The 16,082-nt window shown below is 50.8% G+C and carries 12 protein-coding genes; 8 read left to right on the top strand and 4 right to left on the bottom strand.

Going from position 1 to position 16,082, the window contains the following annotated elements:
- Nucleotides 1-25 precede the first annotated feature (25 nt).
- Nucleotides 26-1,237, top strand: coding sequence for an NAD(P)/FAD-dependent oxidoreductase (locus tag V9K95_RS03340; protein ID WP_336439826.1), 1,212 nt, complete (start codon nucleotides 26-28; stop codon nucleotides 1,235-1,237).
- A gap of 2 nt (nucleotides 1,238-1,239) precedes the next feature.
- Here V9K95_RS03340 and V9K95_RS03335 read toward each other — a convergent pair whose 3' ends face one another.
- The 3 genes from V9K95_RS03335 to V9K95_RS03325 are packed head-to-tail and all read right to left on the bottom strand — an operon-like array spanning nucleotide 1,240 to nucleotide 5,082.
- A complete protein-coding gene (locus V9K95_RS03335; protein WP_115052635.1) occupies nucleotides 1,240-1,827 on the bottom strand; it encodes a sarcosine oxidase subunit gamma family protein in 588 nt (195 codons plus the stop codon).
- Nucleotides 1,820-4,807 (bottom strand): sarcosine oxidase subunit alpha family protein, encoded by a 2,988-nt coding sequence (locus V9K95_RS03330; protein WP_336439827.1) that lies wholly within the window; start codon nucleotides 4,805-4,807, stop codon nucleotides 1,820-1,822. Before V9K95_RS03330 ends, V9K95_RS03335 begins: the two co-directional genes overlap by 8 nt.
- Complete coding sequence (locus tag V9K95_RS03325) at nucleotides 4,807-5,082, bottom strand: sarcosine oxidase subunit delta (protein ID WP_336439828.1); 276 nt, start codon at nucleotides 5,080-5,082, stop codon at nucleotides 4,807-4,809. The genes V9K95_RS03330 and V9K95_RS03325 overlap by 1 nt, the downstream gene beginning before the upstream one ends.
- 234 nt (nucleotides 5,083-5,316) lie before the next feature.
- Between V9K95_RS03325 and V9K95_RS03320 the strand changes: the two genes are divergently transcribed.
- The 7 genes from V9K95_RS03320 (at nucleotide 5,317) to V9K95_RS03290 (ending at nucleotide 14,130) form a co-directional block, all read left to right on the top strand.
- Nucleotides 5,317-7,806, top strand: coding sequence for a mechanosensitive ion channel family protein (locus tag V9K95_RS03320; RefSeq protein WP_336439829.1), 2,490 nt, complete (start codon nucleotides 5,317-5,319; stop codon nucleotides 7,804-7,806).
- Nucleotides 7,807-7,933: 127 nt separating this feature from the next.
- Nucleotides 7,934-8,197, top strand: a complete 264-nt coding sequence (locus V9K95_RS03315; protein WP_115052638.1) for a hypothetical protein — start codon at nucleotides 7,934-7,936, stop codon at nucleotides 8,195-8,197.
- A 206-nt stretch (nucleotides 8,198-8,403) separates the two neighbouring features.
- Nucleotides 8,404-9,840, top strand: a complete 1,437-nt coding sequence (locus V9K95_RS03310) for a UbiA family prenyltransferase (RefSeq protein ID WP_442958533.1) — start codon at nucleotides 8,404-8,406, stop codon at nucleotides 9,838-9,840.
- Nucleotides 9,837-11,159: an FAD-binding oxidoreductase gene (locus V9K95_RS03305; RefSeq protein ID WP_336439831.1), complete on the top strand. Its 1,323-nt coding sequence runs from the start codon at nucleotides 9,837-9,839 to the stop codon at nucleotides 11,157-11,159. The genes V9K95_RS03310 and V9K95_RS03305 overlap by 4 nt, the downstream gene beginning before the upstream one ends.
- A gap of 84 nt (nucleotides 11,160-11,243) precedes the next feature.
- On the top strand, nucleotides 11,244-11,672 hold the full coding sequence (locus V9K95_RS03300; RefSeq protein ID WP_115052641.1) for an EamA family transporter: 429 nt from the start codon (nucleotides 11,244-11,246) through the stop codon (nucleotides 11,670-11,672).
- Nucleotides 11,673-11,685: 13 nt separating this feature from the next.
- Nucleotides 11,686-12,681 carry an NAD-dependent epimerase/dehydratase family protein gene (locus V9K95_RS03295; protein ID WP_307285998.1) on the top strand — a complete coding sequence of 332 codons (996 nt, stop codon included), beginning with the start codon at nucleotides 11,686-11,688 and terminating at the stop codon, nucleotides 12,679-12,681.
- A 12-nt stretch (nucleotides 12,682-12,693) separates the two neighbouring features.
- Nucleotides 12,694-14,130, top strand: coding sequence for an aspartate aminotransferase family protein (locus V9K95_RS03290; RefSeq protein WP_336439832.1), 1,437 nt, complete (start codon nucleotides 12,694-12,696; stop codon nucleotides 14,128-14,130).
- Between the two features lie 45 nt (nucleotides 14,131-14,175).
- Here the strand turns inward: V9K95_RS03290 and V9K95_RS03285 are convergent, their stop codons facing one another.
- Entirely contained in the window at nucleotides 14,176-15,879 is a 1,704-nt protein-coding gene (locus V9K95_RS03285) for a hypothetical protein (protein WP_336439833.1), read from the bottom strand.
- Between the last annotated feature and the right edge of the window lie 203 nt (nucleotides 15,880-16,082).

Here is a 16,082-nt window from a genome sequence, read left to right as displayed (position 1 = left end):
AGCACTGCATTGTTCGGGAATTTTCATGACAACACAGCATCGGCGTTTGAGAACCGGCCAGCCAATCTGGTTGGGTAAACCCGCAACAGGCGTGAAATTTGATGCTTTAATGGATGATATCAGTGTCGATATCGCCGTTATCGGTGCGGGGATAAGCGGTGCACTTATAGCCGAGAATCTTACGGAGGCTGGCTATAGTGTGGCAATTTTCGATCGTCGCAAACCAGTGATGGGTTCGACACCGGCGAGCACAGCCTTGTTACAATTCGAGATTGATATGCCGTTGCATAAATTGGCAAAGCGCATCGGCCTAAATAACGCCGAACGCGCATGGCGATGCTCGAAACTGGCGGTCGATGCGATGCGAGAGCGAACTCGAAATTTGGGCATTTCGTGTGAAATGAAGAATAGGGATTCGCTTTACATCGCTGGTGATGTGCTGGATGCGAAGGGGCTGCATCGGGAATTTCTTGCCCGCCAGCGAGCAGGTATTGAGACGACATTCCTCTCCCAAGCTGACCTTCAGACAAGATTTGGAATAGACCGTGAGGCAGCACTTATGAGCTTTGATAATATCGAGGCTAACCCCCGTAAGCTTGCCCTTGGCTACTTGAAAAAGGCAATTGATAGGGGAGCTCACATTTATGCTCCTGTTGAAGTGGCAAATGTTGAGCCAAGATCGCGCGATGTTCTGGCGACAACCGTTGAAGGTCGGAAAATCCGCTGCAAATATCTTGTATCAGCGACCGGCTATGAACTACCCGCGCACATACCAAAAAAAGGACACCGTATTATTTCGACATGGGCACTTGCGACTGTGCCGCAACCTGAAAGGCTATGGCCAGAACGCTGCCTCATTTGGGAGGCTTCCGATCCCTATCTTTACATGCGGACGACGCAGGACGGACGAATTATAGTTGGGGGTGAAGATGAGGAATTCGAAGACGAGAGAAAACGTGATGCCAAGCTCTCATCCAAAACTCATACTCTATTGACTAAACTCAAAAAGATGTTTCCCAAATCAATAGCCGAAGCCGATTACGCTTGGACAGGAAGTTTTGGCTCAAGCACTACCGGATTGCCCTTTATTGGCGCAATTCCCGGAATGGATCGATGCTATGCAGTTCTCGGATATGGCGGTAACGGCATCACATTTTCCATGGTTGCATCACAGGTCATCCGCGGGCTGATAAGCGGAGATGGTCACCCCGACGAAGATGTCTTTGCATTCAAATAAGACTATTCCACACGATAGCCGACCTCTTCGGCTGCGTGCCCAAGGGTTAACCAGAAGGAACGCGCAAAAGAGCGGAAAACGTAAAGATCAAAACTATTTTCGTCTATACGTTGGATCAGAGTATGAATGTCGTGATGTAATGTTGCCCGGCCGGTTCCGACAGGAAAAGCATGTTCGGAGAAATCCAGTGCAAACAGCTTGGCTAGCACCCATTCCACGCGCGATCCGCTTATACGAATAACCGTACGCCCATGCGTTAACGCAACGATTGTTCCAAGATCGGTCGAAATGGCAGCGCGTAATCGCTGCTCAAGATCTGGAGTTGCTCCCGTAACCATGAAACGTCCTGGCGCAAAACCAAAAACAGATTTTTCGCCAGCAACCCGGCCATGCCCGGGCTTATTTTGAACGATAACACCGGTCGCACTGCCAATTGCCGTTAAAACCGTTGGAATGGTGTTGTTCCAGGCGGTCACCTGAATGAGAGAAATGTTGGTCCGCTCATGCAATGTTATGCCAACGCCGCCGGCAGCATTGCCATGATCTCCCGGGATAAACGTGACCCCAAGCGGTGATTGAAGATCAACCATGCATCCGACTCCCATCCTTGTCGAACATGTGGTGGCTCACGATCTCGACCGCGCCGTGCTTGTCGCGCAGGAGATCGGTAGCGAAGGCTCGTTTTCCGATCATCGATGTTCCATGTTTGACCAGTGCTAATGCGATGTATTTGCCCAACGCCGGCGAATAACACGCAGCCGTTACGTGACCGAAGCTGTCGGCGGGTTCGCGGGGTGTCTTATCTGACACAATGTGACTGCCCCCGTTGATTGATTGATTATCGAGCGAAATAAGACCGACAAGTGATAACCGATGCTCGTCTTTCAGGCCGGGTCGATTAATCATGGCCGAGCCAATATAGGTTTTTTTCTTTGAGAGCATCCAGCCAAGATGAAGATCATGTGCTGTGGTTCGCCCATCGATCTCCGCCCCCGTCACGTGACCCTTTTCGATACGCAATGTTCCAAGTGCTTCCAATCCATAGGGGACAATGTCGAATTGTTTACCCGCAGCTATAAGCGCCTCCCAAATACGCGTTCCATGCCCAGCGCCAGAATAAACTTCGTAAGCCAGTTCCCCAGAGAACGACAGACGGCAGATCATCACCGGAATATCGGCAATGCGACCATAAACAATACCCATAAATGGCAAGGCCGTATTGTCCACTTTGGTTCCGGTAACGCATGTTTCGAGCACGGAACGCGATTTGGGGCCTGAAATAGCGGCTCCAGCCCAAACGTCGGTTACGGATGTGAGATGGACACGCAGTTCCGGCCATACGCAGTCGAGATAATATTCCAGATGTTGCATGACCGGACCGGCATTGGCCGTCGTGGTTGTCATCAAAAATTGGGTTTCGCCAAGACGCCAGGTGGTGCCGTCATCAAAAACGATACCATCCTCACGCAGCATGAGACCGTAGCGCGCCTTTCCGACAGGAAGCGTCGAGAACATATTGGTATAAACACGGTCGAGAAATTCCGCCGCGTCGGGCCCCTGAATATCGATCTTGCCCAATGTAGATACATCGACAATGCCAACGCCCTCACGCACGGCGCGGGCTTCGCGCGTATATGCCTGCTCAATGGTTTCGCCGTGGCTACCATAGATCATGGGACGATGCCAAAGGCCGGCTTCGTAGGTCTTGGCGCCATTCGAGATGTGCCAATCATGCATTGGAGTCAGCCGATGGGGGCGCAGATCACCATAGCGCTCTCCAGCGATGGCGCCCATGGACACAGGCGTAAATGGCGCACGAAATCTCGTAGTGCCAGCATCAGGAATTGAGATGCCGCGAATGTCGGCCATGATGGCAAGGCCGGGCACATTTGAAGTCTTGCCCTGATCTGTTGCCATGCCAAGAGTGGTATAGCGTTTGAGATGCTCAACCGAATGAAAACCTTCGCGATAGGCGAGGCGAATATCACTTGCGGTTACGTCATGCTGAAAATCGACAAAAGCTTTCTGCGATTTTCCGGCTGGTTCGATCTCAAAGACTGGTGCAGGAGAACTATCCAGCATGGGTGCTTCCACACTCGGCAGAACAAGTCTGCTTTTGGCCGAGCCCTTGGTGGCCGCATCTGAAAGAACGCTGATTGTATCCATGTAGCCAGCAGCTGACCCGGTGACGACCCAGTTCTGGTTGGGTTCTGGCGCGAGGAAAGCTTGTAAATCCTCATCCCACTCGGGTTTTCCACCGGCTTGGCTAGCAAGGTGAATGACCGGCGACCACCCACCGGATACACCCAGACAGTCAGTTTTTATCTCCCGTGGAGCACCAGATATCCGTCCTGTCGTCATATTGAAATGCTGGACAGTTATAGCGCTTAAGGATTTTCCAGCATGGGTGCCGGTGACGGCCGATCCGAGTAGCAATTCAGCACCGAGAATATTGGCAATATCCCTGCAAGCGCCAGATATGTCGGGACGGACGTCGACAATAGTGGTTACTGCAATGCCAGCCAGTGACAATGTTCGCGCTGCGTCATAGGCGCTGTCATTATTGGTGAAGAAGGCAACGTTCTTTCCCGCCGCCACGCCATACTCGACAGCAAAGCGGCGTACAGCGTCGGCCAGCATGACTCCGGGACAATCATTGCCGGGGAAAACGATTGGACGTTCGAACGCGCCTGTTGCGAGAATGGTTTTACCCGCGCGAATTACCCAATGACGTTGGCGCGGTTGTCCCTTGGTCCGGTTTGGCTTGTGATCAGAAACGCGCTGGACAGCTGTTAAAACGTTTCCGTCATAATATCCCCAGACAGAGGTGCGGGTCAGAAAGCGAACGTTCGGGAGATTTGCAAGGGCCTCGGCTTTTTCGCGTGCCCAAACTGCCGGATTACGTCCGTCAATGATTTCGCCGGAAGCTAATAGAGAGCCACCAGCGACAGGTCGCTCTTCCGCAATAATAACCCGTGCTCCGGTTGCGGCTGCGGCTTCAGCGGCGATAAGGCCTGCGGGGCCGCTCCCTACTACAAGCACATCGCAAAATGCATTCATTCGCTCGTAGCGGTCTGGATCAGCGGCGATGCCTGCTTTTCCAAGCCCCGCCGCGCGCCGGATAAACCGTTCGCAAAACATCCAGAAGCGAGTGCTTTTCAACGGGCCAATCGCCGGGCCCATAAAGGTTTTATAGTAGAAACCTGCTGAGAGAAGCGGGCCTGCCAGCTGGTTGACGGCCATCAGATCATGTTCAAGCGACGGAAAACGGTTCTGGCTTTGAACGGCAAGGCCATCAAAAATTTCCAGCTCGGTGGCTCGCACATTAGGCTCGCGAACATCGCCTGAAATGATTGTGACCAGCGCATTAGGTTCATCACTGCCTGCTGCAAGTAGGCCGCGCGGACGGTGATATTTGAAAGAGCGTCCGAAAAGCGTCACGCCATTGGCAAGCAATGCCGAAGCGAGCGTGTCACCTGGATGGCCGCTATAGGCCCTGCCGTCGAATGTAAATCCAACGGATTTAGCGCGCTCAATCTGCCCGCCATTTGGAAGTCGCGAACTTGTCATCACTGGTCTCCCGCGTGTTTACTGTCGCGTGCAAAGCCAACCGATGAAATCGAATGGGTCGACATATCGCGGGTAACGACCAGATGCTGACGGCAACCGCCCATATGCAGCCAGAATTCGCGATGGGATTTTGCCGGATTGGAACGATCGTAAATATAAGCATTCCATAGGTTCTGGTCTGTCGAACTTGGATCAGGCCTCTTGCGGGTCGCGTCGCCCTGATAGGTAAACTCAATAACGTCGCGCGGACCACAATAGGGGCATTTGATAATCATTGTTTCATGTCCGATAAGCGAATCGCTGGAGTTATTATTATGATGGTGGCGTGAATCGCGTACAAACAGAAGACAGGATATGTAGGCTTTTGCAAAGACGCGAACCGCGGTTTTAACAATATGCTATTGTCAGCCGGGTACAATCATCAGTATAGCGGCGATGACTGTCATGGAACCGACCCCGTTTTTCTTGATCACGCCTTGATTGTGCCGAGAAGAGGGGGCAAGTCGACAATGAAACTCCCCCTGCATGGATTTGAACCTGTGATTTCTTCATTTCGGCAAATTATTCTCGCCTTCGCAATGTTTCTGGCCGTCGCCTTACAAACACATTCGACGTGGGCCCAGACTGCTGAGCAGCCAGTCGCCGCTGCTAGTTCTGGCATTGTTGCCGAACAGCGTCCCCTCATCGATGATCTAAAAAAGCAGATCTCCGGTTATCAGCAGAAGTTCAAGGACAAAGCAGATGCAGATGCTGCACTGGCCGATCTACGTCTTGACTTGGAAGCGACGGCAAAAAAGCTTCTCGAGATCGGCGTATCATTTCGTCCTCGATTGACTGAAATCAACTCGCGTTTGGAACAATTGGGTCAGCCTCCCGCACAAGGGCAACCGGCCGAGGCGCAGATTGTCACTGACGAGCGGACAAGACTGACAACCGAAAAAGCGGAAATCAATGCTGTTCTTGGAGAAACCGAGGATCAGTTGATCGCCGTTAACAAAATGGTTGATGCTATCAGCGATGCCAGGCGGGAGCTGTTTGCGAACACACTGTCTCAACGCGTCGATATAAATTATTCGCTGGGGAGTGAAGTGGCGGAAGCTTACGGCCGCGAACTGCAAACGATGAACCAGCGCATATCATCATGGTGGCGTTTTGTTATCGCATTCAAATGGCAATCCATGCTGGCGGCGGCAGCAATGGCTGCCGTAACAGCATTGGTGCTGTTGATTGGCGGGCAGCGAGTCTTGGGTCATCTTTATTTGCGCGATGCAACGGTTGAGGCTCCCTCATATCTTAGCCGGTTGGCAGTGGCATTCTGGTCAACCCTTATGCGCTCGCTAACCGTTGTGGTTTTCCTTGCCACCACCTATTTCTTTCTCGACTATTTCAATGTCCTCAGAGAAGATATTGCTTCTCTTTTCTACACTTTATTCAGCGTTATCGGGATCGTCTATTTTGTTCATGCCTTGGCTCAGGCGGTTATCTGTCCGGGCGCGCCCAATTGGCGGCTTGTGCGGGTTGCTCCTCGGCCCGGCCGCATATTGATGGTTCTCATTACGGCAACCGCCACCATCACGGGCTTGGATTATCTGGCGGACACAATTAACCAGATCGCAACATCGCCTTTGTCACTGACAGTGGCCAAAAGCCTCTTTGCCACAATATTGGTTGGTCTTCTCATTTTTTCGATCGCCTTGCTAAAACCGCTGGAAGATCAGGAAACGGGTAAGGTCAAGCCATGGCCCAAGACGATAAGCTACTCTCTATACATTATCGCATTATTGCCGGTGGTTGCTGCCCTGCTTGGTTATATCGGGCTTGCGCGCTTTGTTTCGCAGCAAGTCGTTATAAATGGTGCAGTCGTTGTTACAATGTATCTCGGCTTTCTGACCGCTCGGGCCGTGTCAGACGAAAATGCTCTATCAAGCACAGTGTTTGGTAGGGCTATTCAAGCCCGTTTTGGTATGGATGAAACAACGCTGGACCAGCTTGGGCTTGCAGCCAGTATTGTTATTTATGTGTTTGTCCTTCTGTTGGGCATACCGGTTATATTGCTGTTGTGGGGCTTCCAGTGGAGCGAAATGACGGCCTGGTTCCTCAATGTCGCCACTGGCTTTCAGATCGGATCAGTCAACATCTCACTTGTGGCGATTGCCATAGGCATTTTGCTGTTTGCAATGTTCTATGCCTTCACGCGTTGGTTTCAGGGATGGCTCGATACAAAAGTCATGGCGCGTGGCAAGCTCGATTCCGGCGTGCGCAATTCCATCCGCACCGCAGTTGGTTATCTGGGCCTGGGTATAGCAGGTGTAATTGGTATTTCAGCCGCTGGTATCAATCTATCAAGTCTCGCTCTGGTTGCTGGTGGTCTATCACTGGGTATCGGTTTTGGTATGCAGGCGATCGTGTCCAACTTCGTTTCCGGTCTTATCCTTCTGGCCGAGCGTCCGTTCAAAGTAGGAGACTGGATCGAAACGGCCGGCGTTGGCGGTATTGTGAAGAAGATCAGCGTGCGCGCAACCGAGGTGGAAACCTTCCAGCGCCAGTCAATAATTATCCCGAACTCTTCGTTTATTAACGGCAATGTCGGCAACTGGACCCATCGCAACAAATTGGGCCGTGTCGAAATTTCGGTTGGCGTTTCCTACAAGTCGGACCCTAAACGCGTTTATGATGTGTTGATGGAAATCGCACGGGCACAACCTCTCGTGCTCAAAAACCCCGAACCGTTCGTAGCCTTCAAGGCATTAACACCTTCTACGATGGATTTTGAACTGCGCGTTCATCTTGCCGATCTGTCAAACTCCGGCACCGTTCAGAACGATATCCGGTTCGCGATGATTGATCGTTTTGCCGAGGAGGGGATAGAAATTCCCTACCCGGCACGAGACGTGAAGCTCAATCTGGAAGAGGCAGATGTTCTGATTGAAGCATTGACCAGCAGGATCAAGGCCGAGATCACGTCTGAGGGCAAGAAGCCGAAACCCAAACCTGTTTAGACCTTGGCAGAATGAAGGCAAAATAACGGAGTGTTCAGTTGCCGTTCAGTTTGTTGCCGCTATAACTGTTTGTGAAAGAGTAAGTTTGACTCTTGGTAACAGGGACGGTGGTAACACTGGAATGGATATGAACAAGGTTGCTATTGCTATTCTTATGAGTGCCATCTCTGCCGGGTCGGCTTTTGCCGCCAGTATCACAAATGGCGATTCATCTGCTCAGACAATTGTTGTCACGGAAGGTTCGAGCAAGACCGAGCTTCAGGTGGGAGCTGGCGAGACTGTCGATTTTTGCAGCAATGGTTGCTTTGTTACATTTTCCAATGGCGACCGTGAGGCATTGACCGGCGGTGAAACCGTCGAGATCAAAGGCGGCAAAGCCACCATCAAGTAGATTTTACAAATCAGATAACTATTTTATAGGCCGGCTGAATCCTTCAGCCGGTTTTTTTAATTGTTGATTTACTGTCGCTATTACTTTCCCCGAAGAACTCGCCCCTGCTAGATAAGTTCATTGTTCATTTTATCTTTTACGGTAAGCACTGCACCAATGAATAATGTAAATGTCCCGCACGTGCAGGACTCCAGGGATTTGTCGTGATAGATTCTCCTTCGAGTAACAAAGTTTTGGACTTGGTCGTAGACCTTGATGGCACGCTGATAGCGACCGATCTTCTTTGGGAAAGTGTGTTTCAGTTACTGAAGAAAAATATGCTCTACATTTTTCTTTTGCCGGTTTGGTTACTCAAAGGGAAAGCAAATCTAAAACATCAGATATCGCAGTGCGTTACTATTGATCCCTCAACATTGCCTTATCGATCTGAGTTTGTTGAATATCTGAGGCAGGAACGCGATCAAGGGCGCAGACTGGTGCTCGCCACCGGTTCGGCACGCAGCTTCGCAGACAGTATCGCTGGGCATCTTGGGATATTCGATGCAGTTTATGCGACCGATGAAAACCGCAACCTGACGGCACACAAAGCAGCGTTTCTGTTGGAAACCTACGATAATGTGAAGTTCGCTTATGCCGGAAACAGTCGTGCTGACCTGCCGGTGTTCGATGCAGCGAGCGAGGTCATCGTGGTCGCCCCGGATCGGGCAGCACGCAAATGGCAACAAACGCATTCTACCCGGCTCTTCGAAGCACCCAAAACCAACTTCAAAATATTCCTGAAGATGCTTCGGGTCCACCAATGGATGAAGAACACGCTGATATTTGTTCCGGCCATTTTAGACCATATGTTGATGGAATGGCAGGTAATCGTAAATTCCATCTTTGCGTTCTTTGCGTTTTCCGCGGCAGCCTCGGCAATCTACATTATCAATGACTTGTTCGATCTTCCGCTTGACCGACAGCATGCCCGCAAGAAGAACCGTGCTTTCGCCAGCGGTGCTTTTTCTATTCGTTTCGGCCTTGTTGTTGCTGCGTCGCTTCTCCTGATAGCGGGGTTGCTCGTATCGCAACTGCACTGGACTTTTGGTGCCGTGCTAGCAGGTTATCTGATCACGACCACGGCCTATTCAATCTCAATAAAACGAATGTTGCTGGTGGATGTTTTTACCCTCGCAGGGCTATATACCTTGCGTATTCTTGCGGGTGCAGCGGCCAATCAGACTGAGGGCTCGTTCTGGTTGTTGGCATTTTCATCATTCTTCTTTTTGTCGCTGGCACTGGTGAAGCGATATGTGGAACTAAAAAACTCTGTCGTTGAGGAGAATAATCGCATTGCGGGCAGGGGATACCGGCGCGCTGATCGTGAAGTTATTGCTCAATGCGGAATCGCTTCGGCATTCGCTGCGGCCCTCGTTCTGGCGCTGTATGTGGACAGTGACGCCGTCGTAAGTCTTTACGCTTATCCATGGATGATCTGGCCGCTGTGCCCAATCGTACTCTACCTCAACATTCGCATCTGGATATTGGCATATAGAGGTGAAATGCATGATGACCCGGTTGTGTTTATCATATCGGATTGGCGCAGCCAGGTCGTAATAGCTATTGGAGCTGCTCTCCTTCTTTATGGCGGTATGCGCTCGTGACTGGAAATTATAACAGTTTTGGGTTGATCGACAGACGTCAACGTGTGGCTATTCCGCTTGAGCAAGCTCGAGAGCTTTTTGAAAACCAGCGTTATGACCCGGGCGGTTTTCTGGCGTTTGGCAATGGAAAGTCTTACGGCGACTCCTGCCATAATGATCAAGGAACGCTGATCGATATGCGTGGCAGCGATAAACTCATTGAGTTTGACGCCAACACTGGTCGTCTGACGGCGCAAGCCGGAATAACGCTTTCCAGCATCATAAGCATCGGAGCAAAGCACGGCTATTTCCTGCCGGTTACGCCGGGCACGCGCTTTGTAACATTGGGCGGTGCGATAGCCAACGACGTCCACGGCAAAAATCATCACCGGCGTGGAACATTTGGCTGTCATGTTGAGCGCTTTGAGCTTCTCAGGTCAGATGGTTCCACGATTACATGCTCGCCCGAAACGAATTCCCGGCTTTTCGAGGCCACAATCGGTGGTCTGGGCCTGACTGGCGTCATTCTTGCTGCGACAGTTCAGCTTATGAAGGTCGGGTCTCTGGATGTCCTTGAACGTATCCGCCCCTTTAGGAGTTTGGGAGAGTATTTCAGCCTTGCCGTTCAGGCCGACGCGGACAATGAATATTCTGTAGCCTGGGTTGATCAGCTGGCATCTGGTGCTGATGCTGGCAGAGGCGTCCTCATAAGTGGTAATCATGCTGACAATGGCAATTTCGCGGTGAGTACAAAACCCGGCCGGTTGAATGTACCATTCGACCTCCCGATCTCCGCGTTGAATTACCCCAGCCTAAAGCTGTTCAATGCCGCTTATTATAATCTGAAGGGCCGCCAACAGAAGTTACATCTGAGTGGCTATCAGGACTTCTTTTATCCGCTTGATCAGGTTTTAAATTGGAACAGGCTGTACGGCAAAGCCGGTCTCTTTCAGCATCAAAGTGTCATTCCTGAAGCCGCGGCACCATCCGTAATACCAAGCATGCTAAAAGCCACGCGCGATGCCGGGCAAAGCTCTTTTCTCACGGTGCTGAAAAGGTTCGGTGATATTCAATCCCCTGGAATCCTTTCCTTTCCTCAAGCGGGCTACACTCTCACCGTGGATTTCCCCAATCGCGGTCGCCGCACGCTTGGCTTGCTGGCTGAACTTGACCGGATGACAATTGCCAGTGGGGGGCGGGTCAATCCTTATAAGGACCAACGAATGAGCGCTGCGGTTTTCAAAGCCAGCTTTCCGCGCTGGAAGGAACTTGATCAGGAGCGGGACCCAGAAATCAATTCGAACTTTTGGCAGCGAACTGCCTTGGCTGGAGCAATGTGATGAAAGCATCAAACTTTAATAATGTGCTTGGTGTGTTCTCAAGACAGGATTGTTATCGATCGGGGGACATAAGGGGACATTTCAATGACTAAGTATATCCCGTTCATTCTGTTTACGGTGATGACAAACGCGGCTGCCCAGGTCCTGCTAAAATATGGAATGATAAGCTTGGGACCAATCAGCTTCAGTGCCGACACGATTATCCAACGCGTCTTTCAGATTGTATTCAATCCGTGGGTATTTGCCGGGCTTTTCATGTTTGTCATTTCCATGGCGTCCCATCTCTTTGTGCTTTCAAAGGTTGATCTTTCCTACGCTTATCCATTTCTAAGCCTTGCTTACGTCGTCGTGGCGGTCATCGCCTGGGCGCTGTTCAAGGAAGAGCTTGGAGCATACAAGCTTGCGGGAATTGCATTCATTATGGTGGGCACAATCCTTATCGCACAAGGCGGGCACGAGAGCGGATCGGCACTGGATGCTGAGAAATCGTCAACGCTAAACACACCATCATAAGTGGAACCGAGGCATGAGACATATTATTTTTGGTGGTGACGGGTTTGTCGGGCGGCATCTCGCACCAAAGCTTGCGGCCGAAGGCGAAGAGGTGCTTGTCGCCGATATCGTTAAGAGCAGCCTGCCACATTACGGCGACGTCCAGTTCGTGCAATGCGATGTCACAGACACCAGTGCAATTGCCAACGTCGGAATTAAAGCTGATGACATGGTGTACAACCTGTCAGCGAAAATGCTGTCGCCGTTACAGGTCAGGGCAAAGCGACATGATTTCTTTTTCCCTGTAAACTATTACGGGACCGAAAATATCATCAAGGCTTTGGATAAGGCTGGCGCCAACAAGCTGGTGCACTACACGACGGATATGATTTACGGCCATACATATGTTTGGCCACAAACCGAGGAACATCCGGCTGCTCCACTTGGTGAATACGGATTGTCAAAGTGGAAGACAGAGGAACTGGCGACCGAGTGGCGCAAGCGTGGGATGAACATCTCCTTGTTTCGGCCCCGCTTGATTATCGGTCCCGGGCGACTTGGTATCCTGGAAAAGCTCTTCAAGCTGGTGGATTACAATCTGCCTATCCCAATGATCGGTTCTGGCAAAAACCCTTATCAGTTCATTTCCGTGTTTGATTGCGCGGATGCGGCCTATGCAGGTTGGAAGGCAGGTGTTCCAAACGAAGCTTATAATCTTGGTTCACTCAACCCGCCACCGGTTCGCAAGCTTCTGGGCGATCTTGTGAGGTTCGCTGATTCTAAATCATTGCTTGTGCCGACACCGGCTTGGGCGGTGAAACGCACGCTGGATTTTTTCGACATGATCAACATGCCCATCATGGATCCCGAGCAATATCTGATCGCTGATGAAATGTGCGTGCTTGATGTTTCGAAGGCGGAAAGACAATTGGGTTGGATTCCAAAGCATCGGGACGAAGACATGCTGATTGCGGCCTATAAAGAGTACCGGCTGGTCAAAGAAGGCAAAGCGCCAATGGCAGCGCATTAACGGGGAATGGCGATGAGTAACGTTCAAGAAATGACAAAAGCCGATACGTCGGTTATCCGGCCGAACCTGTTGTCAGTCGATGATGCCAAGGCAATGACTTTGCCACGCATGACAGAAATCTTCACAAAGCATCTCAATCCGGGACAACTTCACTTCATGAAGTTGCTTGGCTTTCACAAGATCAAGATCGAACGGGCTGAGGGGATGTATTATTACGATCAGAACGGGCGAGCGATCCTCGATTTTTTCGGAGGATTCGGATCGCTTGCATTCGGTCACAACCACCCGAAGATCGTGGAAGCACGCAAAAAATTTCAAGATGAGAAGCGGCAGGAAATTGCAATCGCCTTCATGTCGCAATATGCCAGCGCGCTCGCTCATAATCTGGCAGCATGTTCGCCCGGCGATCTGGATATGGTATTTCTGGGCTCGTCTGGCTCTGAAGCGATGGAAGCGGCCATCAAGGTTGCCGAGCGTGCGGCAGGCCCAAAGAAACCCAAGATTGTTTATGCCGAAAACTCGTTTCACGGCAAGACCAAGGGCGTTCTGTCTATTACGGACGGTTCGCTTTACCGTGGCGAATTCAAGCTGGTTGACAATACGATCCGCGTGCCCTTCGGCGATATCAATGCCGTAGAAAATGCTTTCAAGTCGGATCCGGAGATTGGCGTCATTGTTCTGGAGACGATTCAGGGCGGCGGCGGCATTATTCAGGCTCCGAACGAATATTGGCAAAAACTACGAGCGCTTTGCGATCAATATGGCGTACTTTGGGTTGCCGACGAAGTTCAGTGTGGTTTTGGCCGATCCGGCAAATTCTATGCTTTTGAACATGCCGGCGTGGTTCCGGATGTCACCGCATTGGCCAAGTCGCTGGGTGGAGGCAAGGCGGCGGTCGGGGCGATGATCGCCCGGCGCGATGTCTATATGAAAGCCTATGGCACGCCGAAGACCGCTATGATCCATGCCATGGCCACTTTCGGAGGTATCGGGGAAGCATGCGTAACTTCGATCGAAGCGATAAATATTCTCTACGATGATAATCTGATCGCCAATTCAGCAGCGACGGGCGCTTATCTCCTGAGTAAGCTTGAAGAGTTGAAAGCAAAGCATCCAGCTATGATCAAGGATGTGCGCGGCAAGGGCCTTATGGTTGGCCTGGAGTTCCATGACTTCTCCAAAACCGTTCCCATGGTGTTGCGCCCGGTATTGGCCGTACTCGATGATAAGCTTAAAGGTTCGCTTCCTGGCTTTATCGGAAGTCATTTACTGCGCGACCATGGCGTGCTGGTTGCCTTCACCGAGTACAATCGCAATGTTGTCCGACTGGAACCTCCATTGATCTGTGAGCGCGAACATGTCGATGAATTCATCAAGGCACTGGATGAGGTTCTTTCGCGTGGGATTGTGCGGATTGTGAAGGACTTCGTGAAAGCCCAAGTGAAATAGCCGCCGCGATAATTCTTTAGGGAAGCCGGCTTTGTCCGGCTTTTTCTATTGGGTTGGTAACCTCATTCCTGATCTGAGCAAGAGATCCCAACACTCGTTGAGTTTGATGATTGTCCGATCGTCCAGCGCTTTGGCGTAGATGTCTTGTAGATGACGCCGCGCTGTTGTTGTCGGGCAAGTCGGCCGTAGTACACCGTCTGTGGCGCGCACAGAAGCTTCTACCAACGGCGTGAGCGTCCCGACTGTGCGGAATGGATCTGCACCAATTTGAATATGCCGCGTGGCATCCCGATCCAATATCCAGGGAAATGGATCAGTGAAATCAAGGTTCATCAAGCTATTGAGACGTATATTGTTTGTAGTCTCAAATTGCTTGATGGCTTTAACCGCATGGTCGACCGATAAAAGCCAGTACATCTGATAGTCAAGCTCGGCATAGAACCGCCAGCTGGGCAATTGCCCTTCATCAGCTAGCTGCTGATAGGACTTCACGTTTTGCGTATAATGGTCTTCCAGCAGTAGAGCTCGGTCCATTATATCTGCACGCGTCGAAACCAGTCCCATTGTTTTTAATTCGGATACTGGGGCAGGGATATAATTGGGGGCAACGGCGACAAAACGCAAAGTGCCGTGGATGACCTTCGTTACCGTGGGAATGGCAGTGAAGGCGATAAGGCAAAAGATGATTAGCCGTTTTTTTTCGTCAAATGCCGTCGACTTGTAAATTATCGACAGCAAAACCGGCCAAAGGAAGATAAACTCCTGGCTGCCCGTGTTTTGCGTCTCAAGGAATGTCCCTGCAACCATTAAGACGCTGACCCATAGCCAATCCCGGTCGAGAAAAGAACTGCTTTTCTGCGACATTGTTGTTTGGGAATGGCCGCGCCAATCAAGCCAAAACAAAAAGATGATCAGACCGGCTGCAGCAATTATAACGTCGAGTTTATTCGAAAAGACCGTCAGAAAACGTGAAATCAATAGTCCTTCGTTCAAACTGACCAGCGCAATGATGTTTGCGATATAGGATGAGACCATTCCGTTATTGAGCTCAAGTCCCGCTAAGACAATCATAAAAACCGCGAGTGCCAGAATTACATGGCGTAGCAGGAAACGGCCTGTAAGTACGGCAAAAAGGCCAATCATTCCCCCCGCAAGAAATCCCGTGATCTTCGTGAAAAAAAGCGCAAGCATCGCCAGCGCCGCAATAATTGCTAAGGCGCGACCTCTAGGCAAAAATATAAGCGCGCTTGTTAAGATGTAGAGAAATAAAGAGGTGTGGCGATTGTAGATGCCAAACCCACTCACGCCTGGATAGGAATGAAAGGCTTGGGTATTCATAGGACAAAGCGCAAAAATCAGAAAAGGTATTAGGATAGCCATCGCTAATTTGCGATTGTCTTTATCTACCACGGCAATAACTGCCGCCATCAGCGGCATTGCTGATATCAGAACAGACCATTGTGCCAGCAATGTCGGTTGCCCAGAGGGAAAAAGCGTTTGCAACCAATAAAACTGATAATATTCCATAGCGCCGACGGGGGCTTGAAAATCGACGGCGGGAATTTGTCCGAGCTTCAACCGCTGTGCTGCGTCCAGATATATGTAGGTATCCCAGTACATCGGGCCGATGGGAATAATGAGCGGTAAGCTCAGTAGAACGCAGAGAACCAGTGCAGTTAGAAACAGCAAACTCAATGGCGAAAAAAACCACGTAACCGATTGTTTCCTGCCCGTTGTCAAATCCACCATTTGCTTTCGCTTCAGTTCGTTCACTTTTTACAATTGATGATCAGGATCGCGTCAATTTTGCCCGGCAGCTTTGTCGCAAAGGCTTGCAAATGGATCACGGTCCCTTCGCCTTTGCTCATCTTGTCCAAACGAAAAAGCCTTGTACCATTTCACCGGGACTAACAGCTTATGACCCTACCCTTCAGTTCTCCATATTGCGTTAA

The organism is Phyllobacterium sp. CCNWLW183, from assembly GCF_037203775.1.
GTDB classification, from domain to species: domain Bacteria; phylum Pseudomonadota; class Alphaproteobacteria; order Rhizobiales; family Rhizobiaceae; genus Phyllobacterium; species Phyllobacterium ifriqiyense.
This window is presented reverse-complemented; position numbering and strand designations above follow the sequence as displayed.